This window comes from Vibrio sp. 10N.222.52.B7 (assembly GCF_041474275.1).
Classification (GTDB): Bacteria; Pseudomonadota; Gammaproteobacteria; order Enterobacterales; family Vibrionaceae; genus Vibrio; species Vibrio crassostreae_C.
This window is the reverse complement of record NZ_JBFRTU010000068.1, coordinates 75,941-100,935: the sequence shown is the minus strand read 5'-3', so window position 1 is coordinate 100,935 and position 24,995 is coordinate 75,941. Positions and strand designations below refer to the sequence as shown.

Here is a 24,995-nt window from a genome sequence, read left to right as displayed (position 1 = left end):
TAAACGGTGGATTTTACAACACATCACGGGACCTCTTGGGACCAAAAAATGGCTAAGAGCCTGATAAAACAAGGAATTACAGGCACAAAAAAGCCCACACTAGGTGGGCTCTTTCGTATAATGTGGTGCCCGCTACTGGACTCGAACCAGTGACACCTTGCATGTCATGCAAGTACTCTAACCAACTGAGCTAAGCGGGCGATGTTCTAATTTCTTATTACTACCATTGTGACAAACTCAATAGTTATGCAATAAAAACAAATAAGGAATGGTGCGTCCGAGTGAACTCGAATCACCGACCCCCGCCATGTCAAGGCGGTACTCTAACCAACTGAGCTACGGACGCATTCCCTTAGAACGCCAACGATGATATCTATGATAAACAGATGGTGCAAGTATTAACTGGCATCTTGCGATTCGTTTGCTCACTTTGCAATCAAAGACATAACAACATGTCGATTTTACACCCAGATTATCGTCAAACCGCTGAAAAACAAAGTTTAGTTAGAAAAAATTCTAATCCTTGATGACAACCAATTAACTAACCTAATGTGTTCAATTTGGGATTTTTGTTGTCTATACCGTTTTTCTTGGCCTTTACAGTAACCATACAGGTATAGATCAATGCCTATATTTAGTGTCAAAAATTTTGCTTGCCCATTGGGTTACCGTAGTATTTTGATCATTATAAGTGAAAGGCACGCAGAGGCTTTGTAACTCACTGAAATACATCATTCATAAAAATCACCACGATTTTGTAATCGTCGTCATCGAATTACTAGGCCGCAATGACTAAATTCGGATTTTTCATATAAAGTGGCCGGGTTATTACCAACATACATAAATACGATAGCACTCTATAGTCGAAAAACATCAGCTACAATTAATCTCCCTCAAGAGCAACAATCTATAAGCAATTCAAAACCCAACCCCACACATCATAGCTATTTTGAATACATACAGCACAGTAATACATAATGAAATTTGCATAATGGTAAAGCGCGCCTATATTCATAATCTGTAGGAATCAATAATCTAAATTCAATGCTATACGTGAATTTATGGTTTACGATAAATACAAGTGTGAAAAATAGGGAATAAATTATGAAAAAATCACATATCGCCATTGCAGTGGTGAGCATACTATCGACATCTGCCGTATCGGCAGCGACCATTTATGAGACAGATGAAACAGTATTCAATATCGGCGGCCGCGCAGAAGTTCGAGGGAATTTCTCTGATGCGAATAAAAGTGCTGGTAATAGTAGCACCTATAGTGATAGATCACGTGTCCGCTTAAGTGTCGATGGCACACAAAAAGCGTCGGACGATATTTCCTTTTTTGGGAAATATGAATTCGAACTAACAGAGTCTGAAGATGGCGCATCAGATGATATCGGCATTAACACTCGATTCTTATATACGGGTGTTCAAACCAATCACGGTAACGTCTATTATGGCCACCAAAATAATGCCGTTACCTACTTAACCGATTGGACGGATATGGCTGAAACCTTCAGCGGCTATATCAATGAATACACGGTGTCGACTGCTGATCGAGCAAAAAATGTTTTACGTTATGAACTGACAAGCGACAACATCACCTTTCAAATTGATGGCAATTTCAATTCAGATAGTGAATCAGCACAAAGTGACGGCTTCGGTGCAGTTGTCGCCGGCAGCACTTCGATTGGGTTAGATATTGGCGTCGGTTATGCGTCAAGTGATGAAACCTATGGCGTTGGGACAGATACAGAAACTTCTGATGCCTATATTGGTGCGGTTAAGTACACCAACGATCAGGGGGTTTGGTTCGCCGCACTCTATCAATTTGGTAGTATTTCAGGTCTAGGCGTAAAAGATTCAGACTACGATTCTGCCGATGCTTACTTGGGATACTCGTTTGGTGCCAACACCGTCAACCTGACCTACAGCTACTTTGAAGCTGACGATATTGCAGATTACGACATTAACTTTATCGGTCTAGAATACGCACGTTATATTGGCGATGTGGCCTTCTTTGGTAGTTATAAGTTTAACATGTTAGACGAGGGCGAAGGTGGGCAAGGCGATAACGACGAAGATGAGCTACAGCTCGGTATGCGTTACGCGTTTTAGTCTAAACCAATCCACTTAATATTAGTAAAGCCGAGCATAATCAATGCTCGGCTTTTTAGTTTGTATAACTTATTCGTATCTAAGCGATTGAATGGAGTCCAACCGGATGCATTACTATCGATACCAACTATTCTTCAACATCGAATACAACGTTGTAGTTTTCGGTATAGGTGCAGTTTGGCTGGCGGCTACAAGTGAAGAAGCGTCGGCCTTTGTAATCGCCTTGGCTTGCCAGTTTGATGATCATTGGGCTACCACACTTCTTACAAAATCGCACTTCTTTTGATGGCTCGATTAAATCGATGTGTGCTGCCAGTAACCTCTTCAAACGGCTCACTTGGTAGCTGTGTTTAATAGATGCACCAATCAGAGGTAAACCTGCCGATTTACACACGTGAATTAGTAGCTTTTCGCGATCGACTTTCCCTTTATTGAGCTCTTTGCCGTTATCAAGTTCGATAATAACGCGGGGCTCTAGCGTTCGCGGGTCGCAAACAACAAAGTCGAAGTAACTACGTGAGATCTTGTTGTTGGCGATAAACCAATTCTTCTTATTGTTCGTCTTAGCAGGAACAAGTACGTTCGACATGCTGACTTTAGCAAACACTTCCCCATGGTTGCCCACAGCTGATTTTAGCGCATTATAGAATGTCGCCTGTTGCGCCGACATTAACGCGCCTTTCTTCTGATAAGCGTGGTCTTTGGTGTCATCGTGTTTCACCACATACTTTTGAATAAAGTAAAAGAACACAACCAGAACAATTACAACGATAAAGATATTAGTCATTTTCCAACACAATCAAGTCTGTATAGGGATTAAGAAAGTAGCTAGCGTATGTAGAAAAGCATCACCTGGCAAGCAAAAGAGCGAGAGTTGCCAACCAGAATCACGACCTTTGAGCGCAGTGCCCAACGAGAGGTCGCTCCTTCGCTAGACACACCTCTCTTATTTTGATAATTAAATCATCAATTACACTCTAGATTGATTTAGATCAATTTACCTAGATTTGTGATCAACTAGTCTGAAAAACGTTAGGCAAATGTTAATAAGGAAATTGATATGGAACTTAAACAAGACCCAAGATGTTATACCGACGTATGTGTAGATGGTAAATGGTTCCACTATGACCACTGCGGAACCCAAGCCTACATGTTAAAGGGAGGAGCTTCGGCTGTGATTGAACTCGCTAGCGAACCAGCGACAGAAGGCGAATTGGTTGAAATGCTTCAAGGTGTCGCTAAGTAACCCACCAAGCCAAATCACAGTATGAATTAAGCGAATAAGAGTAAATAGCCGTATTAGTTCAGATAAGCACTCTTATTCGCTTAGTTATTGAAGTTCAGGTTTCTTGATTGCAGGGGATTAACTAAGTTTAGGAACTCAAATGATAACGACTTTATTGCGCCCTGACTGCTTAGCTTGATACAAAGCATCGTCTGCCGATTTCAAGTGTTTCTTATAGGTACGGCTATTCAACTGTTGCTCCGTTAGATGAGTCGTCGCACCAATCGATGTGGTTAATTCTAATGGGCCAGAATGCGTTTCAATCGCTCGGTCAGCGATCGCTTGCCTTATAAGCTTAAGCTCTTTATTAGGATCTTGATTCCCAGCCAGCAACAAAACAAACTCTTCCCCACCCCATCTTGCCACTACATCGTTTGTTGATAAGATTTTCTCTAAACGCTTAGCGACTTCCACCAGCACTTGGTCACCAATATCATGCCCATAAGTGTCATTAACTTGTTTGAAGCGGTCTAAATCTAGAATAGCGAGCGTATACCCAAACGACGACAAATGATGTGGCATCGGCTGAGTTAACCGTTGCTCTAAGTAACGCCTATTGTATAAGCCTGTCAGTTCGCATCTTGTTGATTGCTTAAGTAGTTCTTTGTTGGTCTTCTGGATCGAGCGTAACCTTATCAATAGTAACGTGGCGCTTATCATCACCATGATACCCAAAGCGACGACGATTCGATTCCGTAATTGCTGCTTATCTAATGTCAGCTCACCCAACTCTTTTTCTGCGTTAAGCAGTTCGTTTTCTTGAGCTAATGATGCCGTAGCGAAATCTTGCTCTAGTAAAAAGATATCACTCTGGCGCTTATCAAATAGCAGCGCTTTGTTGCCCTTGTAATAGAGTTTGAAGTAACGAAGTGCGTTCTCGCTGTCGCCTCTCGAATCATAGTATTCAGCAAGTGTTCTTAAGCCGAGGACCTTCCAGCTGCGAGTCCCCACAACATCGAACATTGCAGACGATCGCTTTAGATCAGCAAAAACAAAATTATCTCGGTTCAAACCAATGTTCGCTAAGGCTCTATTTAGGTAACACTGCCCCAATTGAAGTGTGTATTTGTCCACGCCTGGGTATCTAAGACACAAGTTTGCGACTTGTCGTGCTGACTCAAAGTTCTTTTCCGCCAACAACACATCACTCTCTGCTTTTAATAGGATGATTTTGTATCGTTCACTCACGTTATCGCCATTTAGCTTAGCCGCACTTTGATATGCTTCTCGGCCTTTGACTAAATCACCACTGCGCAGATAAGCAAAAGACTCATTCACATGCAGCACGCCGATGGTAGACGCTTCGAGTAGTCCACTCTTGTAATAGAGCTTTTTGGCTCTTTTAATCAGCTTGAGCGCTTTAGGCCAGTCTTCCAAATAGATATAAAGCAGTGCCATATTTGACACTAACTTGCTGTTGTAGATGTGATGAGGGTACTTCTTACCAAGGTCTAAACCTTTATGGAAAAAGTATTGAGCTTCAGGAAAGTCATTGCGGATGTTATTGATGACACCAGCCGTGTTATAGGCCTTAATCAACAACTCTTCATAGTGAAGCGATTCTGCGATATCTATCGCAGCTCTGATTTGGATTTCAGATTCCGCTAGCTCACCCGTACTGATGTATTCGATCGCTAATTCAACGAGAGATTGGGCCTTTAACCAACCCATATGTTCGTGTTGTGCGAGTGCTTTAATCTGCCTGACGTATTCGGAAACCGCTTTGGTATCCAACTTATGTTGCGCGAGGTTCGACAAAATCATCAATTCGTAAGCACGATAGATGGCTTTATCTTGGTCTGGGAACTTGGCTTGGAGAGCCTCAAGTTGTAGGGAAGCTAAATTAGGGTCACCACGAGATACATCGAGAATATCGATCAACGCAGATCCATATTGAGAGAGTGATAACTCTTTCTCTGGACTATAAACACTCGGGTTTTCAGGGCGAATATGCTTTAAATCGTCGTCATAAGTTGGATAGAGCAAATACAGCCCCAGCACAATACTCATCAGCACCACGAAAAGGAATGAACCTAACACATTGTTTCTATTCATTTATCAGGGCCATTATTGATTGAATTCCAATTTTATTGACGTTTTTTAAGAGCGGTCAAACATTATACCCGACAGATATACAGATTAAAATCCTGCGCACTGGTGGATCTGAATTGGGTTTTTCTCATTAATTAGAATAATCAGGCAACTTTCTTGATTTAACTCAGACAATCATCTACCTCATTGGCGTTATAGTGATTTTCCTGTTCCTACCTCCGCGGCTTCTTTTTGAACAAGCGGAAGCATAATGAGAATTAACAATGACCCAAATTAATGAACAACGTCTTGTAGAACATTTCTGCGATCTAGTGAAAATTGATAGTGAATCTCGTAACGAAAAAGCGATTGCTGAAGCTTTGGCTGAGCAACTCGGTGAACTAGGTTTTGAAGTTCACAAACTGGCGGTTCCTGAAGAAGTGTCTAATGGTTTCAACATCTACGCTCGTCTAGATGGCACTCTTCCAGGTAGCACAGTGTTCAGCTGCCACATGGACACAGTAACGCCAGGCATCGGCATTGAGCCAATCATCGAAGACGGTATCATCCGTTCAAAAGGCAACACAATTCTAGGTGGTGACGACAAGTCTGGTATCGCAGCTATCATGGAAGCGGTTCGTTGCATTAAAGCTGAAGGACAAGAGCACAAAACTATCGAGATTGCATTTACTGTATTCGAAGAAGGCGGTCTGTTCGGCTCTTTGAACTTCGATATGTCTTACATTCAATCTGAGCACGCAATCGTACTTGATACAGGCGGTCCAATTGGCACTATCGTAAACGCAGCGCCTGGCCAGCAGAAGATTGTTGCTAAAATCAAAGGTCGCCCTGCTCACGCTGGTTTAGCACCAGAAGAAGGCATCAGCGCAATTCAAGTTGCTGCAGACGCTATCACTAAGATGAACCTACTTCGTATCGATGAAGAAACGACAGCAAACGTTGGTATTGTTGAAGGTGGTCAAGCAACTAACATCGTAATGCCAGAGCTTAAAGTCGTGGCTGAAGCACGTTCTCTAAACGGCGAAAAGCTAACGGCTCAAGTTGAACATATGATCTCTACATTCCAAGAAAGTGCTAAGCAGTTCGGCGCTGAAGTAGAAATCGAATCAACTCGTGCTTACGATGCATTCGTTATTGCAGACGATCATCCGCACATTCTTTCTATCAAATCGGCGTTTGAGAAGCTTGGCGTCACAGCGAACACTAAACGCACTGGCGGCGGTAGCGATGCAAACAACTTCAACGCAAAAGGCCTGACAACAGTTAACCTTTCTACTGGTATGGCGAAAGTTCACACCACTGAAGAGTACATTGCAGTGAAAGACATGGTCGCAATCACTGAGTTTGTTGTGGCTTACGTAACGCAATAATCGAATCCATTAGTTGGGTAGTCACTTCTATCTAGCACAATGAAAAAAGCCGAGACATCAACACGATGCTCGGCTTTTTGCTATTTAGGTGAACATAGAAGGTCGAATCTAAAACCCTCTACGCTTCCAGAATTGGCCTTCGTCTTTTGCTACGAGGTCGAATGTCTTATCAGCAATAATGTTGCCTTTTAGCTCAACCGTCATGCGCCATTTACCTAACTTGTTCGAGACAGGTGCCCAGATAGTGTCACCTAAGTAGAAATCCCAGTCATTGTTGCCGACATACTCTTCACCATCGAACGGTTCGAGCACTTCACCTTTGTCTGTGGTGATGTTTGGGTGATAAATGCAGTAACGAATCTTTTCGCCTTTGGCTTTCTTGATATTCAAGATATAGCCAAATTCCACATCGATTTCGGCATCAACGGTAGTGGTGAACTTTTGGATTTTTGGAAGATCTTTAGATTTGGAATCCCATGTGGAATAGATACCATAAGAAGTCATGTCGACCACAACAGAGCGCTTTGCCATTTCAATCGTTACCTTGAAGTTGTTCTATTAATTTGATTCAATTTTCCATTCAGCCAAGCTGGATAAGCACGAGGCTATTCTTGCCAGTCTTTCGCCATACGTTTAATCACCGACGGCTCAATGTCGTGAATCGTGCCATATTGCTCTCGGCAGACTTCGATAATTAATTCTGCTTTATATTTGCGTGCAAGTTGGCGGTAGGCTTTCATTTCCCAATGCTTAATAAAGGTATTTGAAACAACCACATCAAGCCCTTGCTTTAAGCCGTTTTCAGCTGTGTTTTGACACCACTCATGAGCTTGTTGCAGCTGCCTAGGATCAAAATGGTACTCACCTTGCTCATTCACATAATACATATCGGCTTCGACATGCAATGCATCGTAGGTTTTTGCTTTTGTTGATTTGCCAGAACCGGGCAACCCTCGAATGAGTATTAACTTCATCTGTCACTGTACAGGCTAATTTGAAAACATGAGTTTATCGTAAATAGTAACGAGTTGCTCTGATAACTGCCTCTGCTCAGCATACGAAAACCAAGTACTTACACACGACTCAGACAATCACTGAATACAATGAGACTCCCCTCGAAGCGCGTGGATTGCTTCTGATAGAAAACACAAATAATTTACATCTATCCATTTTGCATATCGACAAGCGTATCAAACTACTATAGATTTAGATGTATAGACGTCTACATATCTAGCTTAGGGAGAAAGCTGTGCCTATTCGCATTCCAGACCAATTGCCAGCATCCGATGTTCTTCGTGAAGAAAACATCTTCGTTATGCCGTTATCAAGAGCATCGACACAGGAAATTCGTCCACTTCGAGTCTTGATCCTCAACCTAATGCCGAAGAAGATTGAAACTGAAACTCAATTTTTACGCCTACTATCGAACAGCCCATTGCAAGTGGATGTAGAGCTGCTGCGCATTGATGACCGACCAAGTAAAAACACACCGACTGAACACCTTGATAACTTCTACCGCCAATTTGAAATGGTCAAAGAAAGAAACTTTGATGGATTGATCATCACTGGTGCGCCGCTTGGCTTGGTTCAATTTGAAGATGTGATCTACTGGGATCACCTGAAAACCATCATGGAATGGGCAAACAAGCACGTTACTTCAACGCTATACGTGTGTTGGGCGGCTCAGGCTGGTTTGAAATTACTCTATGATTTGCCAAAACGCACGCGTAAAGAGAAGCTGTCTGGTGTTTATAACCACGAGATACATAACCCATACCACCCTATTTTACGTGGCTTCGACGATACATTCTTAGCTCCGCACTCTCGCTATGCGGACTTCTCTCAAGAGTACTTAGCGGAACATACTGACCTTGATGTTCTTGCAACTTCTGATGTTGCAGGCGTATACCTAGCAGCAACCAAAGATAAGCGAAACGTGTTTGTAACGGGTCACCCTGAGTACGACTCTCACACACTTCACAATGAGTACATTCGAGATTTGGGTGAAGGCATGGAGCCTGTGATACCAATCAACTACTACCCGAATAACAATCCAGACAACAAACCGGTTGCAAGCTGGCGCAGCCACGGACACTTGTTGTTCTCAAACTGGCTAAACTACTGCGTTTACCAACAAACGCCTTACGATCTGGATCATTTCAGCGAAGACAACTTTACCAAAGACGATTAAGTTCTTTCTTCCGATTCACAAACACATAAACCGTGTTCAGTATGTTGTTGATAAAACGACGAATTGGACGCGGTTTTTTTATGGTGTGTGGGTCGCATTCCATGATAGATTTACGACTTCAATGGGTTTGATTTCATATGATGGGTTGGTGTTCATAAGGAGCTTCACATGCCTGCCAAGCCATCATTTTCAAATCCGATTTCGTTGTCCCGCCCTCTTTCGTTATCAAGTGTGGTACTACTTGCCTCGCTTTCCTTGGCCGGTTGTGTCTCTGTCACTGAAGGACCGCCAAAGATTGAAAGTGATCCTATCGCGATGTCTGAATCTCGAATCGAATTAGGTTTGGGCTATATGGGACAAGGCAATATGGTGAGAGCGCGTGAAAACCTTGAGCTCGCGATTAAACACGCACCTAGCTACTACCGTGCTCGGCTTTCAATGGCGCATTACTACGAACAAGTGGGTGAAGTAGATGAAGCGAGAAGCACTTACCGCAAAGCACTCAGTCTTGATTCAAGAAATGGCAATGTATTGAACAACTACGGTACCTTCTTGTGTAAACAGGGCGAATACGAACAAGCCGATAATTACTTCAATCGCGCCATCGACCAACCCTACTACTACTTGGTGTCTGCAAGTTATGAAAACGCCGCGTTTTGCGCATTTAAGGCTGGCAATACCGACCAAGCGAAGTACTACTTCAGCAGAGCGATTGACCACGATCCAAACCGCGTAAAATCGATACTACAGTTATCAAAAATTGAAGTGAGTGACGCCGATTACAATGACGCTCGAATCCGTTTATTCAAATTCCACCAGCGTTATGGCTATCAAATTCCATCGCTTAAAATCTTGGTCGATCTCGAAAACAAAGCAGGTAACAAAGCTCTAGAGCAGAAATATCAGAGTAAGTTAGATGAGTTGCTTTCTGCTTAGGTTATATGCAAAACACAAAAAAAACGGGCTTGTTGCGTTAACAACAAGCCCGTCCGTATTTCAGCTTAATATCTTAACTAAGTGCAGCCCCTATTTTAGCGCGATCCACTCTTGTCTTTGCTCATCGTCCATAAAGGTCCATGCGATAAAGCGACTTACCTTCTGGCCTTGTGACATCTCGACGACTTTCACTTGTTTAGCTCTAAGCTTGCCAAGCTCTGAACGAACCATATCGACGTTATCTTTCTTAGAAATCAATGTCGTAAACCACAAAACTTGAGTAGCAAAAAGTTGACTCTCTCTTGCCATCTTCATAATGAAAGCGGCTTCACCACCTGGGCACCAAAGCTCGGCTTTTTGACCACCAAAGTTTAAGGTTGGTTTAGCTTGCTTAGTTGATTTATCTAACTTAACTGGCTTCTTGTTCGTTTCAGGCTTGAATGACTGACCGGCTTTCTTAGCACGGTTCGCCGCTAGATTATCCAGTTTACGTTGTGACCCCTTTTCAGCCTCTTCAAGAGAGCTGTGGAATGGAGGATTACAAATAGTGACATCGTAACGTTCATTATCCTTAATCACGCCCTTAAAGATAGATTCAGAGTCAGCTTGTAGGCGAGCGCGGATCTTACCTTTTAGATTAGGGTTGCTTTCCGCTATGAAGTTCGCTGTTTTGATGGAGACTGAATCAACATCTGTCCCTGTACAACGCCACTTATACTCTGTCGCACCAATGATTGGGTAGATACAGTTTGCACCGACACCAATATCTAATGCTTTCACAGACGCGTGGTTATAGGGTTCACCTTGGCCATCGCTATTAAGGATGTCGGCCACTCTGTGAATGTAGTCTGCACGACCAGGAATTGGCGGGCACAAGTAACCAGCAGGAATATCCCAATGTTTAACGCCATAGTGATGCGCCAACAAAGCTTTGTTGAGTAGCTTAACAGCCAATGGATCAGAGAAATTAATGGTGTCTTCGCCAACCGGATTCTTGATCAGATGCTCTTTTAGCTCAGGCAAGGCTGCAACTAGTAACTCGAAGTTATAGCGGCCAGTGTGCTGGTTTCTTGGGTGTAATCCACCTTGAGGTTTTTCAGCCGAGCGTCTTTTCTGAGCTGCGTTCTTGTTAAAAGCCGTTTTATTGAAAGAACCCTTATTCGATGATCCTTTATTGGCACCCGGTTTACCTCTGCTATCTTTTGCAAAAGGTCGCCTTGCTTTGTTATTGCCCGCGCCTTTAGGTGCACTATTCTTGCGGCTTTTATCAGATGTGTTCTTTGTAGAAATACGCTTGTCGCTGCTTGGCTTAGCTGTACTTGGCTTAACATCAGCTTGGTTGTCTTTTGTTTTTGCTGATGAAGTGCTGTTTTTCGACAGGCTTAGCGTCGTTCTATTTTGTGATTGGCTCATTGGGCTACTTCTTTAAATCTAAATACATCATGAATAAACGGGCATCCAACTCAAGTTGATGATATTCCGGTTCCATGTGACAGCATAGTTGGTAAAAGGCTTTGTCGTGCTCTTTCTCTTTGATATGCGCCAGTTCGTGTACCACCAGCATTCTTAGCAAAGGTTCTGGTGCATTTTTAAAAACACTGGCGATACGAATTTCATTCTTTGATTTGATCTTTCCACCGTGATTCTTAGCAACGTAAGAATGCAGACCTAACGCATTATTGATTAGGTGTATCTTGCCGTCGTAAATCACTTTGCTGATCGGTGGTGTTTTTTTCATGTAGCGATTTTTTATCTCAATCGCATAGTCAAACAGGGCTTTCTCGCTTTTTATTTCATGATTCTTTGGGTAGCGAGCTTCAAACCAAGGCACCAATTTACCCGACTCTACAAGTTGAGTAACAGGATCAAGAATGTGCTTAGGATAGCCTTGAATATAGCGTAAAGAAGGATGCATGCTGAAAGACCGTACAAGTTACACCACGACAATACGTTGTGGTCTTGAAAATTGAGCCGCATAGTGTAACTGATCACACTTTTCTAATCACCTAGGATTCGTTACACTTTAGCGAGATTCACCAAGAGAATGAAAAAATGAAACGTGTTGTATTGTACGTCGCAGACAAATGCCCGCACTGTAAAGATGCCCAAAGGTATTTAGACTCTAAGAAAATTGTTTACCGCCTGACGAATGCAAAGATGCAGCGTGGTCGTAAAGAATTACAAGCGATGGGTGCTCGTTCTATCCCCGTGCTTAAGATCGGCGATCAAGTGATGGTCGGCTGGAATCAGAAGAACTTCGATAAGATGTATAACTCAAAGAACACCTAACGTGCTCTGAGCCAGTCATACTTCTATACAACAAAGCCCGAATATCCAATCTAGGATGTTCGGGCTTTGTTTATTTAAATCTTACTAAATCACACATACCGCTTAACGAAATCAATAAAGGTTCGGTCTGCTTTTGACAGATACCCTTCCTTTCTCCACGCCAAAGATAGGTTCAGTTTCACAGGGTCTTTAAATGGCACGCCTACGACATCTTCCTCGTATTCTGTCACCAAGCTAAGCAACGCGGTGATGGCAAACTCTCGCTTCACGATAGAAAGAATCATTGGCAATAAATTGGTTTCGAACGCAATGGTCATATCGAGATTGTACTTCTTACAAGTCGCATCGATAAAATCGCGGTGGAAGTAGCCCGATTTGAACATGATCAGCTCTTGAGCAAAAAATTCTTCAAAGGTGATGGATGGTTGCGTTGCCAGTGGGTGATCTTTGCCAACTACAGCTAACATTTCTGAGCTTAACAGATGATCCGTTTCCAAATCATCTGGAACGTTCTCATGATTAATTACGCCAATATCGAGTTCGCCGTTTAACAGCATTTCACGAATCGATGCGGTGCCAGCATCAATCAAGGTCAACTTTAGGTTTGGGTATTGGCTTTTAAATGCCATCACTACTTGGGGGAAAAAGTAACTGCCCATCATACTTGGAGCGCCTAATCGAACCTCGCCTTTTTCTAGCCCCTTTAGTTCATTCATCGCGAGCTGAGCATCATCAAACTGCTGGGCGATTCGCTTTGCATGCTCAAACAGTACTTTGCCCTCCTCCGTTAAAGTGACGGATTTATCGCCTCGACGAAATAGAATCAACTCAAGCGTCTGTTCTAGTTTTTTAATAGAAATGCTCAATGCGGGCTGAGCGATATGCAGCGCTTTGGCGGCCTGAGTGAAGTTACCAAACTGCGCAACAGCCAGAAAATGTCGAAGTGGTTTTGATTCAAGCATGGCGATATATTAAATATATAGAGGTGATATTTTTAATATATTTCTTTAATCACACTTGTACTGATAACTTGTTCACAAATAGCTTACTAACTCGTGCAGGCACAACGTAAATGTTTGATAAAGGCAGTCCTCAATACAAACGCATCACCCAATCATTGGCGATTGGCTCGTTTATCATTTTCTGTAACCTTTACCTCTTTCAGCCAATCTTGCCGCACATGGCGGAGCACTTCCAAGTATCTGAAACTCAGATCAACTGGTTATTTGCTGCTACAACACTCGGCCTTTCGATTAGCTTGGTACCTTGGGCAATTGCCTCTGAAACCTTTGGTCGTAAACCCATTATTCTGTTCAGTCTGTTCGCTATCCCATTAATAGGGTTAAGCATGGTGTTCACGACTACCTTGTTGCAACTCGTTATTGCCCGAGCATTCATGGGAATTGCGGTCGCAGCTTTTGCAGGCGTGGCGGTTGCCTATATGGTTGAGGAGTTAACACCCAAAGCCTTTGCTGTCGCGATTGGAGGTTATATTGCGGCCAACTCATTGGGTGGAATCTTCGGACGTGTATTAGGCGGCTTAATTACAGACTATTTCGATTGGCATGCAACTGTACTGTTTTTCGTTGTCGGTTCATTGCTTGGTGCACTCTTTATTGCCTATCGCCTACCTGACCAACAGAACTTCAAACCTCAAAAAGGGCTGTTCTTTCATCACAACCGCTCCGTTGTAATGCACTTAAGAAACCGCACACTGTGGCTTGCCATGTTGATTGGTGGTGCTAACTTCGCGCTGTTTGTTAACCTGTACTCTGTAATGGGCTTTAGGCTAGTATCCGAACCTCACTCGGTACCCGTTGGTTTAGCTTCACTGATATTCCTATGTTACTTGGCCGGTACGGTAAGCTCTAAGCTCTCCAACAAATGGACACTTCGCTTTGACCCGTTAAGCGGAATATTGATGGGCGTGTGTATTAGCTTAATCGGAATGCTAATTTCTGCAGTCGACAAAGTTCCGTTCATGCTAGCAGGCTTGTTATTGATTAGTGGCGGCGCGTTCTTAGCCCATACCCTTGCCTACTCTTGGGTAAGTCAAAAAGCACCGAGCGCTAAGGCAACGGCAACCGCTCTTTACTTAGTACACTATTACATAGGCGGGAGCTTAGGTGGTTTCTTACTCTTGTATTGCTGGCAACTATTCGGTTGGAATGGCGTGATTGCGGGCGGTTCAATCTTCTATGTTGCGATATTTGCTTGGGTCTACCAATTAAAACAACTTCAAGTATCGGCCTCTAAACTCGCACAAGCATAAGTACGACTAGGGTTGTAACTCAATTATTGCTTTTGATTAACGTCCGTTCTGATATCCTACGCAAAATTTCATTTCGGAACCTGTTATGTCGAACACTCAAAGCACAGATCTTCAAACCATCCACGACCAAGTAAAACAATGGTTAGACGATGTCGTTATTGGCCTAAACCTGTGCCCATTCGCAGCCAAGCCACAACGTAATAAACAGATTAAGATCTTTGTGAGTGAAGCGAATACGGAAGAAGCGTTACTGGAAGACATCATGACGCATTTCGTAGAGTTAGATAATACGCCAGTTGCTGAATTAGAGACGACTTTAGTGGTGGTTCCTAACATGCTGCAAGACTTCTTCGACTACAACATGTTCATTGATTGGGTTGAAGCGTTGATCAAACAGCAAGACTGGGAAGGCGTTTACCAAGTGGCAACGTTCCATCCTGACTATTGCTTTGGTGGTGCGGATCCAGAAGACGATGAAAACCTAACGAATCGCTCTCCATACCCTGTTTACCATTTGATTCGTGAAGCAAGCATGGAAAAGGTACTGAAGCACTACCCTAACCCTGAAGCGATCCCAGACACCAACATCGCAAGAGTTGAGTCTTTAACGCCAGAAGAGCGTCGTAAACTGTTCCCTTACCTGTTCAGTTAAGCTATTCCGAATCGGAAAATGCAATACGTTTTCTGTATTTACGAACTTGCGCGTTCTTGATGATATGGACGAGATACAAACTGATCTCGTCCATTTTGTTTGGCGATATATAAACACTCGTCAGCCACTTTGATCAAAGAGTCGAGTGCCGACATCCTTTCCCCTTTGGTATCCCCGGTACTCAACTCAAAATGACACGCACCGATTGATATAGTGACAGGCTTTCTATCCAGTGTGATTTTCTTCATCTCTTGCAAAAGAGTCATGAACTTATCTTCAACACAACTTGGTGTTTTATTTGGATACCAAAGAATGAACTCTTCACCACCAAAACGCGCCACAAACTCACCCTCTTGAGTGTTATTGCTCAGCACGTTCGCCACTTTCTTTAAGACAACATCGCCCATTTGGTGGCCATAAGTGTCATTGACCTGTTTAAAGAAATCGATGTCGACAACGGCCAAGGTTCCCTTTCCTAAAGAGCCTTTTAATTGCTCCACTTCTGCGTTCAACGTTTTGAACAAGCAACGTCTATTCGGTAAGTGTGTAAGAGGGTCATAAAGAGCTTGGTACTCTAACTTCTCATTCAGCTCTTTGAGTTTTCGTTCTTGCTGTCTTCTAACCAGCTCCACTTCAATCCATGATGCCATTAGTCTCATCACGTCGACATCGAACTCTTTGAACTCGCGATGATAGGGGGCTGGGCTTGAAAAGTTTAAAGTGCCATAAAGCTCATCATTAACGAAAATCGGGATGCCAATATAAGACTCTAAACCAAAAGACTGGTAAGCGGGATGCGTCGCATACTTATCGTGTTTGCCACAATGCTCAATGCAGATAGGACCAATCGATTTACATGTAATTTCGCAATAGGTTGAACGATAATCGAAGGTGTCACCGCTATTGAGTTCAACCCCTTCTGGCGTAACACAGTGCTCGACTAAATAAGAATTACCCTCGACTTTAGATAAAATACCGATATCAAGGTTGAAGCGTTCAAGCCCCATGATAAGCAGCTGAGCGATCTGAATATCGAAGCCCTTCCGGTAATCATTGGTGATTTGATACAAGCGACGTATAACAATTTCGCTTTCACTGGCTTGGTTCATAACTGGGATCCCACTGCAGCCGAAGTTAATGGCAACATTAATATTTGGTATATTAAGAAGAGTAAAGTGTAAAAAAACATAATAATCAATTGGTTTGTATGCAAAATACCTCATTGGTCCAATGAATAAAAGTCGACTTCTTCGACTTTGCGTTAGCACCCTATTCCTAGCTTTGGTAAAATAATCCATTAACGAAACAGAATGGATAGGAAAATGAACCTTTCTCAACTAAGCCAAGAAATCTACGATCACCTTTACCGCGACATTGAAGAGTTCCGCAGTACTTTTGATCTGCCTGTTGCTGCTCCTGAAACAATGGACGAAAAAGGCGATACGCTACATACCTCTCTAGCGATCGAAGAACTAACAGAACTTGCAGAAGCTGACTCTAAAATCGAACAAGCGGACGCTATCGTAGACAGCGTTTATGTTTTGATGGGACGTCTGGTTCACCTTGGCCAAGCTAAGGTTGAAGACAACCTAGCAATCAGCTACCTGATCGACCTACTGTTGAATGTTTCTAAAAACCGCTCAATTGACTTCTTACCTTGCTGGGACGAAGTACACTCAAGCAACATGAGCAAAGTATGCCGTAATGAAACAGAATATGCTGAAACAGAAGCTTTCTATGCTGAGCAGAACATCAAGCTGATGGCGGTTCAAAAAGGCGAATACATCATCGCTAAGTGTGCGGAAGATTTCGTATCGGAAGGCAAGACAGTTCGCCAAGGTAAAGTACTAAAATCTGTACACTACCGTCCTGCGAACCTTGAGCCACTAACGGCTTAACTAAGTTTACGACTGAACTAAGGTTATGGCTGTAGCTCTTTAAAGCACCAGCGCACCAAAATAGCAAACGCCACGTTTAAATAACGTGGCGTTTTATTATCTGTCAGTTAATTCTAACTGTGTTAATCGTAGCTGTGTGTTAATCGTAGCTAAATGCTATACCAGTCGAGCCATATGATAAGCCGCCACATATTCGCCATTTCTGAAAGCGAACCCTGCGGACTCTCCTTCAATCACGAAACCGAACTTCTTATACAGGCTGATCGCTCTTTCATTATCGGTGTATACCGTTAACTCCATTCGCTTGATGTTAATCCAGTTATCACACAAGTCGATCGCGGTCGCGAGCAGCTGACTACCCACACCTTTGCCTAGCACATCGTCTTTAACACCCATACCAAATGAAGCCACATGTCGTCTTCTTGGATTCACGCACACTTCCATTCCCAAGTTGCCAACAATCTCATCGTCGATCATCGCGACATACGAGTACACGTTATCAGGCATATTAGAGATTCGTTTTTGCCAGCTTTCCAGAGATGGATTTGGGAGTTGCAGCGTACCGGTATAAGCATTAGTGCATTCGTAAACTTCTTTTATTCCCTTTGCATCTGACGGTTCAGACCGTCTCACTATAATACTCATCGCAACTCCTACTATTTTCATCGCTAAATATGAAACACATCCTCAATGTGCACCTAGACACACTATCAAATAGTAAATATTTAACAATAGGTTGGATGGACTTATTTTATTGGGCTTAGTTGATGCTGAGTAAACGCCCTCTCTCAATATCTTGCTCAAGTACCTCCGGCGTTAAATCGCCATGTCCATGGTGGTCATGATTATGGTGATGACCATGATCGTGTCCGTGGGAGTAACCTTTGTGTTCATTTGCTCTTTGAGCTAACTTGTGTGAGTCCAAATAGGTATCAGTTAAATCAGCACAATATTCTTCGGTCCATAAACGTCGAGCCTCATCATCACTCATGATTTGCTCGGCTTTAGGGCCCAATTTGTCCATGTAGAACATCCCCAGCTCCTCACCTTCTACATTGGCGTGGTTGATAAGGTTCATAAACGCAGGCTCTTGATTCTCATCTGATAGATGACCATTTTTGTAACACACGGTTAGACCAATAATATCGTCGCCAAGTTTCTCTAATTCAGGGTTAAAATGATTGTGACTATGATTATGTTCGGCAGCGGCGACAAGCATTGGAGTAAGTAAAACACATGCGATAGCCAGTAGCTTAATGGTATTTTTCATGGGATAGACCTTCTGTATTTTCGAATACAAATTTGATTAGTTGGCTGACTTAGCTTCTTGTGAGATGAGCTAAGTTAAGGGGAACTTCAAGACCATTTCAGCCTGAGTACCCCTCTGTCTCACTACAAATAATCAATATGATTGGATAACGAGGCTCGATATAACGAGCGTTCTATAGACAAAAATCACTTATCAACTACGATTCTTGCTGGTGCGATGGTGTAAGTCATTGGCTTCACCTCCCATTCACCTTTTGCTTCCAATGCAACCGCTAGTGCTTGCGCCTCTTCACATACCTTCGCTGGTTTTCCGTCAGCCCAGTATGATGGACCCGAAGTGTAGCCGCACATCACTGAAAACGTGTGTTGCCCATTCTTTGTGGTGTATTCCGTCATAATGACACCACCTTCTCCATGCGTTATTTTTAGCGAGCCTTCATCGGCGACATGCATTGCATCGGAAGGATTCGGTTTGACATACGTTGTGTAGGTCCCACCATCTGACATGGATTGGTTGTCATACATGGTGTAGCCTTCTTTTTCTGAAGGTAAGGTCAGTTCGTAGTTAGGATCAATATCCGCTAAACGTTCTGAGTTATTCGTCGCACCAGGTTGATAGTTGTGAGCATTGGATTGTCCGTTAGCGAAAACAGACGCTGACACTAAAGATAGAATGACGACCGCTAAAATTGATTTTTTCATAATGAACTCCAGATATTCTAAGCAAAGATGTTGTAAGCAATAGTTTTTATGATTGAGTAAGAGAATGGGTTTATTTACCTAACTTTTTAGGATGTGAGGGCAATATCAGCCCTCACTGCAAATACCCTATTTGTTGTCGGTTCCTGCTCCTTCACCAGGCTCAGTTGGACGACTTACCGACTTGCGCTCAAGGTTGTGGTGAGCACGCACTCTATCCATGTATTCTTGTTTGGTGTTCATACCTTGCTTCATTGCTTCTGGTACTTGTTCAGCTGGGATCACGATGTCACGGTCGACTGGCCACTCAGTCAACAGCTCTGGGTGGTAGCCTTCTGGGTAGTACAGTTTTGGATCCAACTCTAAATCACGAATCTCTTGTTCTTGTATGTCTTCACGGCTGTTTTTCGGCAGCGGGATTCTAAAGTCAGACCCATCGGCCATATCAAATTGTGGCGCTCGCGCATTCGGGAAATCAGGTAAAATACCTTCACGAACCCACGCATTATCTTTAGTCATGTTAACGACAATGCCATCTGGCGCACCGAAGTGGTAAGGCCCTTGCCAATGGTGTCGAACCTCTGCAACGGTTTCCTCATTGAGATATGGGTCGAATGTCATGTGCGTTGTCATGAACAAGCGCGGTTGTACTTCATTCGCCACATAACCCGCCGCGTACGCTGGTGTATGGTGAGTATCAACGGTGTAACGTGCTAAGAATGGCGGCACACCTTGAATAATCGAAGACACACCGAACGTTTCGGTTTGCAGCTCAGTAATGAACAAGTCTGCACCTTTTGCGTATTTCAAATCCAACTCGGTTGGGCGACCGTCTCCTGTCCAAACAAACGAAAGCACTCGACCGTCATCTTGAGTCCAATTCAAGCGGTAACCAGACGCGCCATCTTTTGCGTGACTGCGTCGCCAGTGAATCACTTCCACATTGTCTTGGTCATAGATAACACCTCCGTCGTCGCGGAAATCAAACTCGTGTACCACTATGTCGTTGCCTGATGGGAACACATCAAATGCGTCGGTGTGCCAGTTCAACATTTGCTGCATGCCTTCAATCATATGACGAGTGCCATATTCTGGAGTCGCACCACTCGGACCATAAATGTTAAGCGGCTTTTCCCAGCGACCATTCCAACCACCAAATTGATACAGGTAAGGTAACGAGCCGTAATGGTCTACGTGTAAGTGAGTAATGAAGATATGGTCGAGTTCATTCATCGCGACACCCGCCGCTACGTAGTTCGCAATTGATCCTTCACCTAAATCAAAGACAAAGTTAGAGCCGTTACCCAATTCGACGTATATCGAGGTGTTTGCCTGCCCCGGGCGAATCATTGGTGATGTCCCCATGAACGTGACACGCATTTCATCCGGTTGAACTTCTTCAGTGCGTGGGAACCAGTTGGCGCCCGACACCATGTGATCGCCATAAGGTGCAATGCCCTCAAACATCAGGCCTTCTTTCCAACCTGAATTGGTTTCTTTGCGATAGTCACCATTGTTTACACCGCCCATTAACACAGAAAGCACCTCTTCTTCTGAAGAGTACAAGTTCCCCTTAGGTTGAGTGCTCAGATACTCTTCAAGGGTTTCACCCTCGTGATATTCAAATTTCTCGAGTTTTTGAATATCAGAGTTAGTTTGCTTGGTGTTGTATTGCATCATTGGGTCAGCAGCAAAAGCGGTGGTCGTGATGATCATTGCTGTAGAGATGATTGATAATTTTGCGAAAGTTCTCATAGTTTCACCTATCGGTCTGAGTATTTAGTAAATGAATGAAGTTCCTTCCTCACTCCGATGCAAACAAGTTTATTAATAAACAGAACCTTGATATATAGTGTAAACTTTACTTAAAACCTCCATTTCATTTATGAGTTAATAACGACTCCACCATGATTTGGATGAGTGGCAATAAGAATAGAGGGAACTGAATTTGGACCTTAATCTACTGACGACATTTTTGGCCGTTTACAAACACAGCTCTATCACCGTGGCATCAGAGCAGCTCGATATTTCTCAGCCCGCGGTAAGTGCGGCGATTAAGAGACTCGAAGGTGTCGTGGGCAAGGCTTTATTTGTGAGAGAAGGACGAGGTATCGCGCCCACTGGAGCAGCGGTATCACTCGCTAATAAGATAGAAGACCCATTGAACATCATTGGAACGGTTGAGCAGCAAAAGAATGACCTTAAAGTCTATTGCACAGAGAGCTTGCTTCATTTCGTTAGCCAGGTTGAAGGCGTAAGCTTCACGGAAGCGCCGCTCGAAGAGGAAGAACTGTTTGATGCGCTTACTGCACAAAAAGTGGATATCGTCATTGATGTACTTTCGAGTAAGAAACACTCATTGATTGAAGAAACCATCGTCGATGAGGAGCCCGTGTGTCTGACTCGAATCAACCACCCTCGAATTGGTGAGACACTAAGTAAAGAAGAGTATTTCCAAGAGGAGCATATTGCGCTCAAGATCAAACGCGCCAACATGAACACGGTCGAGTTTTTATCAGAGAGCGATATCGAGCCGAGAAAAGTCAGAATTGAAACCAGCTCAATTTCAAGCATGCTGATTTTGGCAAGCACGACAGATTATATCGCCGCTTCTACTCGTTCTTTTGCAGAAATGCTCGCACCGGCGCTTGGCTTACGCGTTCACCCTATCCCCATCAAATTAAGACCGATCACGTTTCGAATGCTCTATCACCGCCGCTACGCTAAAGACGAACAGCACATCAAAACCCGTGAAGCAATCAAATCAGCATTAAGGAAACATAAATGAAACTGAGGTTTTAACTAAAGTTAACCCTATTAATATAAATTCAGTTTAATCACATACTCTCCAGCAAGTTAATTCAATAGAACGACACTGGAGAATCCATGAAAAAACTTAACCTTATTGCTCTACCACTTACGTTACTCAGCAGCGCAGCGTTTGCGACTTCGACTCAAGTTTACATCGAACAAAACGTTGCCTCTAATGCTGCTGATAACGGTGTCTACACCACAGAAGCTGGCGCATTAATCGATACCTCAGAAAATGGACAAGTCTATATAGGTTTTGATGACCAAGGTTGGTTAGCAGCGGGTTACGGCCACGACTTTCACATCAGCGAGTCCTTCACGTTCAACCTATACGGTGAACTCGGTAAATGGGACAACGGTGAAGAGTTATTAATCGAAGGTATTATTGATTACCAAGTCAATGATAACTTCAATGTATTCAGTGGATTGGGATATAACCAGTCAGGGCAAGTACTCGAGAATGTAAGCGACACCACGATCAACACTAATAAGTTCATCGCCGGTGCGGGGTACTCACTCTCAGGCTGGGATTTAGCTTACCAATACACTCACGAAAACAGTGATGGATCCAATGGCGGGTTTACCCACAACGATGACAACGTAATCTTTCATCAAGGCGACTACCGTACCAATGAACACGAAGTCGTTCTCTCTAAGAGCATCGACGACTGGACACCCTACGTGAAATACACCTATTTCAACACCAACGAAGGTGACCTTTACTTGAACGGCCAATCGATGGGCCCGATCGACAACGACAGCATCATCACACTTGGTTTGTCTTACGACTTCTAAATATCTCAGATTCAATTCTCATAGGCAGATGGATTTGCCCACCTTTCGAGGGCACTACTATGAAAATTACTTCTCAACGTAACAAAGCCATTAATATCGCTGCAGCGATCAGTATCGTTTTGTTTTCTGCGATTCCCACCTACGTAAGTGCTGATCACTTAGACTCCCATTATCTAGAGCCGAGTTATCTAGAAACCAGCTATCTAGACTCCTCCTTCGTCGAATTCATGACACCAGATTTTGATCAGGGGTATCTTAACGATGAGATTAAAGAAAACCTTATTCTGGAATAATTCGTCAACACATTACAAAACGTTATATAGCTCTTGTTTTCTATATAACTCTCATCTTCTTATAGAGCCGTGCTGAGTGATTAAGACTCCGTTCCTGAATCACTTTTTCTAGGCTGATGACATTCAAAACCGCAAATGCAGACGCTAAAAAAGACACCACACTCGTCAAAAAGTGTGGTGTCTTGGTTATTATTGCAAGGCTAATTAACTAACAATAGTTAAGATTAGTTGGCTGGACGCCAAACGCCCCATTTGTCATTTTCGTAAGTCGCTTTAGGGTTAGTACCACCTTGAACCCACCATTGTGCTTTCCATGACTGGTTCGAGTAAGTCACGACTTCGCCACCAAGGTAAGTCGCTGATGAGTCCCACGTACCTGGATCTGGCGTAGGGTCTGGGTCAGGAGTCGGATCTGGATCCGGCGTTGGATCTGGGTCTGGTGTTACGCCACCGTCATCAGCAATTACTTCAAAAGTGAAGGTTTCAACACTTTCGCTTTCAATCGAGCTAGCCATAAACGATAGAGTTTCGTTTGCAGTGATGCCAGTGGTATCAACTACGATAGAAGCCGTGCCGTTATTTTGGATGCTTACTGAAGAACCTTGAGTTTGAGTCAATGTCGCGGCTTCGCTTGTTGCAATCACAACCTTATCGCCAGCATTGACTACATTGTCACTCTTCACTAGCTCGTAGATGTCACCTTTCAATGGTTCAACACCACCGTCGCCACCATCAATCAACGTTAACTGACCAGAAGCACGGCTATCTTTTGAGTTGAAGAAGTTGCGTGAAGGATCGTTTTGGAAGTACATGTAGTGCTGCATTTCAGCGTGCCAATCACCAATGAAGATCGCGCCGTCTTTAAACTCTTCATGCCAGCCGTTAATTTCTGAAGCCAACAAACGAGCCCAATCGTTAACGTTTGAAGCATCAATGACGATGTCGAAGCTTCGCGCTACTTCACCATACTTGTTGATGATATCGTACTTTACGGTGTCGCCAGCTTGTGGAGTTCCAAAACCTTCTGAAATGAATAGGTCACCACGCACTAGATCAGGCTCTGGACCCGGCTCTGGTGGAGGGGTTGTGCCACCCGCGATAGTGATGTCTGAACAGTTGTAGAAGCCTTCGCCCGCAGCATCATCACGTTGCCAACGAACGAATAGAATCGCATCGCCAGAACGGTCTGAAGGAATAGTGACATTAATGCGGTACTTGCCGCCATTAACCGGAACGTTACCCTCTTCTTGGATAAGATCTAAGTCTCCCCACGCTAGGCCTTTGCTTAGGTCCGCGTTTGGTTTCGTTAGGTAGAACTCCCAGAAAGAAGGGTTGTGTGGCGCTGTCGCATTGAATACATATTCAAACGTACCAGTATTTAGCTCGGTACGAGTCCAACCAGTATGAGGCGCACCCATGCCGCGTTTTTGCGAATCGTTGGCATAACATAACGTGCCGTCAGGAATCGCCGCTTTTACAGCATTGATATTATTGAAATCTTGGACATTTTTCGCGTACTCGTTACGTTGAACAAACGGGTATGAACCCGAAATGTCTTTTGCTTGAGCACACGCAGCATTAGGTGGTGTACCCGACCAAATCCCGCCTTGCTCGTAACACGTGTTCTGACGCGCGCTTGGAAACTCAGACCAACCATGAGCATTTGCCACTGACGGCACACTCGATAGCATAGCCATACCCACTGCTATTTTTAGAATATTATTATTTATTGTTGTCACTTTCCCACTCTCTATTATTTTACCCTAAACACAAAACCAATTGGTTACTAACCAACCAGCACTGTAATTCGAAGGTTTATAGTTTCTGACTTAAAGAAAAACGAAAAATATATACGTCAATTTTATCAATAACAGCGGGTTTTATATTAATAGGAATCAGCATCACACAACTCAAACAAATGCGTTGTAGATAGATGATATTGGTTCGAATTATCAATTTTTACCGACAAAAATTACGCATTCCCTAAGAAAATAGATCGCTAGGAAGGTATTTTTTCATTGAATTAATTGGAGTGAAACGCTCGCATAAATAATGATATTGAGTG

General features: G+C 43.4%; 25 protein-coding genes and 2 tRNA genes. 12 read left to right on the top strand and 15 right to left on the bottom strand.

Annotated elements, in window-relative coordinates; translation table 11 throughout:
* Nucleotides 1-123: 123 nt before the first annotated feature.
* Together AB4512_RS16695 and AB4512_RS16690 are read right to left on the bottom strand one after the other, a co-directional pair.
* Nucleotides 124-200: transfer RNA gene (locus AB4512_RS16695), tRNA-Val, on the bottom strand.
* A gap of 69 nt (nucleotides 201-269) precedes the next feature.
* A tRNA-Val gene (locus tag AB4512_RS16690) sits at nucleotides 270-346 on the bottom strand.
* A gap of 758 nt (nucleotides 347-1,104) precedes the next feature.
* Here AB4512_RS16690 and AB4512_RS16685 point away from each other — a divergent pair.
* Nucleotides 1,105-2,118, top strand: a complete 1,014-nt coding sequence (locus tag AB4512_RS16685) for a porin (protein ID WP_136974913.1) — start codon at nucleotides 1,105-1,107, stop codon at nucleotides 2,116-2,118.
* 127 nt (nucleotides 2,119-2,245) lie between these two features.
* Here AB4512_RS16685 and AB4512_RS16680 read toward each other — a convergent pair whose 3' ends face one another.
* Nucleotides 2,246-2,905: a DUF2726 domain-containing protein gene (locus tag AB4512_RS16680; protein ID WP_017065541.1), complete on the bottom strand. Its 660-nt coding sequence runs from the start codon at nucleotides 2,903-2,905 to the stop codon at nucleotides 2,246-2,248.
* A gap of 273 nt (nucleotides 2,906-3,178) precedes the next feature.
* On the opposite strand from AB4512_RS16680, the gene AB4512_RS16675 reads away from it, so the two are divergent.
* The gene (locus AB4512_RS16675) at nucleotides 3,179-3,364 is read left to right on the top strand and encodes a hypothetical protein (RefSeq protein WP_017059179.1); all 186 of its coding nucleotides are present in this window, start codon (nucleotides 3,179-3,181) and stop codon (nucleotides 3,362-3,364) included.
* Between the two features lie 135 nt (nucleotides 3,365-3,499).
* On the opposite strand, the gene AB4512_RS16670 is transcribed toward AB4512_RS16675, so the two are convergent.
* On the bottom strand, nucleotides 3,500-5,458 hold the full coding sequence (locus AB4512_RS16670; protein ID WP_102427817.1) for a GGDEF domain-containing protein: 1,959 nt from the start codon (nucleotides 5,456-5,458) through the stop codon (nucleotides 3,500-3,502).
* 260 nt (nucleotides 5,459-5,718) lie between these two features.
* Between AB4512_RS16670 and AB4512_RS16665 the strand changes: the two genes are divergently transcribed.
* A complete protein-coding gene (locus AB4512_RS16665) occupies nucleotides 5,719-6,825 on the top strand; it encodes a M20/M25/M40 family metallo-hydrolase (protein ID WP_017059177.1) in 1,107 nt (368 codons plus the stop codon).
* A 108-nt stretch (nucleotides 6,826-6,933) separates the two neighbouring features.
* Here AB4512_RS16665 and AB4512_RS16660 read toward each other — a convergent pair whose 3' ends face one another.
* Nucleotides 6,934-7,356 (bottom strand): DUF3859 domain-containing protein, encoded by a 423-nt coding sequence (locus tag AB4512_RS16660; RefSeq protein WP_017065538.1) that lies wholly within the window; start codon nucleotides 7,354-7,356, stop codon nucleotides 6,934-6,936.
* A 74-nt stretch (nucleotides 7,357-7,430) separates the two neighbouring features.
* On the bottom strand, nucleotides 7,431-7,799 hold the full coding sequence (locus AB4512_RS16655) for an ATP-binding protein (RefSeq protein ID WP_102479099.1): 369 nt from the start codon (nucleotides 7,797-7,799) through the stop codon (nucleotides 7,431-7,433).
* A gap of 275 nt (nucleotides 7,800-8,074) precedes the next feature.
* Here AB4512_RS16655 and metA point away from each other — a divergent pair, with 275 nt between their 5' ends.
* Both metA and pilW read left to right on the top strand, forming a co-directional pair.
* A complete protein-coding gene (gene metA / locus AB4512_RS16650) occupies nucleotides 8,075-9,016 on the top strand; it encodes a homoserine O-succinyltransferase (protein ID WP_017066439.1) in 942 nt (313 codons plus the stop codon).
* A gap of 168 nt (nucleotides 9,017-9,184) precedes the next feature.
* The gene (gene pilW / locus AB4512_RS16645) at nucleotides 9,185-9,952 is read left to right on the top strand and encodes a type IV pilus biogenesis/stability protein PilW (RefSeq protein WP_017065536.1); all 768 of its coding nucleotides are present in this window, start codon (nucleotides 9,185-9,187) and stop codon (nucleotides 9,950-9,952) included.
* A 90-nt stretch (nucleotides 9,953-10,042) separates the two neighbouring features.
* On the opposite strand, the gene rlmF is transcribed toward pilW, so the two are convergent.
* On the bottom strand, nucleotides 10,043-11,365 hold the full coding sequence (gene rlmF, locus AB4512_RS16640; protein ID WP_372175200.1) for a 23S rRNA (adenine(1618)-N(6))-methyltransferase RlmF: 1,323 nt from the start codon (nucleotides 11,363-11,365) through the stop codon (nucleotides 10,043-10,045).
* Nucleotides 11,366-11,369: 4 nt separating this feature from the next.
* Nucleotides 11,370-11,867, bottom strand: coding sequence for a YgjP-like metallopeptidase domain-containing protein (locus tag AB4512_RS16635; protein WP_004734935.1), 498 nt, complete (start codon nucleotides 11,865-11,867; stop codon nucleotides 11,370-11,372).
* 137 nt (nucleotides 11,868-12,004) lie between these two features.
* Here AB4512_RS16635 and AB4512_RS16630 point away from each other — a divergent pair, with 137 nt between their 5' ends.
* The gene (locus AB4512_RS16630; protein WP_016786183.1) at nucleotides 12,005-12,241 is read left to right on the top strand and encodes a glutaredoxin family protein; all 237 of its coding nucleotides are present in this window, start codon (nucleotides 12,005-12,007) and stop codon (nucleotides 12,239-12,241) included.
* A gap of 89 nt (nucleotides 12,242-12,330) precedes the next feature.
* On the opposite strand, the gene AB4512_RS16625 is transcribed toward AB4512_RS16630, so the two are convergent.
* Nucleotides 12,331-13,203 (bottom strand): LysR family transcriptional regulator, encoded by an 873-nt coding sequence (locus AB4512_RS16625; RefSeq protein ID WP_017065533.1) that lies wholly within the window; start codon nucleotides 13,201-13,203, stop codon nucleotides 12,331-12,333.
* Between the two features lie 110 nt (nucleotides 13,204-13,313).
* Here AB4512_RS16625 and AB4512_RS16620 point away from each other — a divergent pair, with 110 nt between their 5' ends.
* Entirely contained in the window at nucleotides 13,314-14,513 is a 1,200-nt protein-coding gene (locus tag AB4512_RS16620) for an MFS transporter (RefSeq protein ID WP_372175199.1), read from the top strand.
* 85 nt (nucleotides 14,514-14,598) lie between these two features.
* Nucleotides 14,599-15,165 carry a DUF1415 domain-containing protein gene (locus AB4512_RS16615; protein WP_065584218.1) on the top strand — a complete coding sequence of 189 codons (567 nt, stop codon included), beginning with the start codon at nucleotides 14,599-14,601 and terminating at the stop codon, nucleotides 15,163-15,165.
* A gap of 38 nt (nucleotides 15,166-15,203) precedes the next feature.
* Here AB4512_RS16615 and AB4512_RS16610 read toward each other — a convergent pair whose 3' ends face one another.
* Nucleotides 15,204-16,274: a diguanylate cyclase domain-containing protein gene (locus AB4512_RS16610; protein ID WP_372112782.1), complete on the bottom strand. Its 1,071-nt coding sequence runs from the start codon at nucleotides 16,272-16,274 to the stop codon at nucleotides 15,204-15,206.
* Between the two features lie 213 nt (nucleotides 16,275-16,487).
* Between AB4512_RS16610 and AB4512_RS16605 the strand changes: the two genes are divergently transcribed.
* Nucleotides 16,488-17,063: a nucleoside triphosphate pyrophosphohydrolase family protein gene (locus AB4512_RS16605; RefSeq protein ID WP_017059167.1), complete on the top strand. Its 576-nt coding sequence runs from the start codon at nucleotides 16,488-16,490 to the stop codon at nucleotides 17,061-17,063.
* A gap of 156 nt (nucleotides 17,064-17,219) precedes the next feature.
* Here AB4512_RS16605 and AB4512_RS16600 read toward each other — a convergent pair whose 3' ends face one another.
* The 4 genes from AB4512_RS16600 to gntH all read right to left on the bottom strand — a co-directional run bounded on the left by AB4512_RS16600 (nucleotide 17,220) and on the right by gntH (nucleotide 20,786).
* Nucleotides 17,220-17,708: a GNAT family N-acetyltransferase gene (locus AB4512_RS16600; protein ID WP_017068284.1), complete on the bottom strand. Its 489-nt coding sequence runs from the start codon at nucleotides 17,706-17,708 to the stop codon at nucleotides 17,220-17,222.
* A 115-nt stretch (nucleotides 17,709-17,823) separates the two neighbouring features.
* Nucleotides 17,824-18,333, bottom strand: coding sequence for a hypothetical protein (locus AB4512_RS16595; RefSeq protein WP_017070904.1), 510 nt, complete (start codon nucleotides 18,331-18,333; stop codon nucleotides 17,824-17,826).
* Between the two features lie 185 nt (nucleotides 18,334-18,518).
* Nucleotides 18,519-19,034, bottom strand: coding sequence for a hypothetical protein (locus AB4512_RS16590; RefSeq protein WP_017068282.1), 516 nt, complete (start codon nucleotides 19,032-19,034; stop codon nucleotides 18,519-18,521).
* A gap of 126 nt (nucleotides 19,035-19,160) precedes the next feature.
* Nucleotides 19,161-20,786 carry a guanitoxin biosynthesis MBL fold metallo-hydrolase GntH gene (gntH, locus tag AB4512_RS16585; RefSeq protein WP_017068281.1) on the bottom strand — a complete coding sequence of 542 codons (1,626 nt, stop codon included), beginning with the start codon at nucleotides 20,784-20,786 and terminating at the stop codon, nucleotides 19,161-19,163.
* Nucleotides 20,787-20,979: 193 nt separating this feature from the next.
* Here gntH and AB4512_RS16580 point away from each other — a divergent pair, with 193 nt between their 5' ends.
* The 3 genes from AB4512_RS16580 (at nucleotide 20,980) to AB4512_RS16570 (ending at nucleotide 22,930) form a co-directional block, all read left to right on the top strand.
* A complete protein-coding gene (locus AB4512_RS16580; protein WP_017068280.1) occupies nucleotides 20,980-21,819 on the top strand; it encodes a LysR family transcriptional regulator in 840 nt (279 codons plus the stop codon).
* Nucleotides 21,820-21,917: 98 nt separating this feature from the next.
* Nucleotides 21,918-22,637: a hypothetical protein gene (locus AB4512_RS16575; protein WP_102333261.1), complete on the top strand. Its 720-nt coding sequence runs from the start codon at nucleotides 21,918-21,920 to the stop codon at nucleotides 22,635-22,637.
* A gap of 59 nt (nucleotides 22,638-22,696) precedes the next feature.
* A complete protein-coding gene (locus AB4512_RS16570; protein WP_372175198.1) occupies nucleotides 22,697-22,930 on the top strand; it encodes a hypothetical protein in 234 nt (77 codons plus the stop codon).
* A gap of 224 nt (nucleotides 22,931-23,154) precedes the next feature.
* On the opposite strand, the gene AB4512_RS16565 is transcribed toward AB4512_RS16570, so the two are convergent.
* On the bottom strand, nucleotides 23,155-24,621 hold the full coding sequence (locus AB4512_RS16565) for a lytic polysaccharide monooxygenase (RefSeq protein WP_372175216.1): 1,467 nt from the start codon (nucleotides 24,619-24,621) through the stop codon (nucleotides 23,155-23,157).
* Nucleotides 24,622-24,995: the final 374 nt, after the last annotated feature.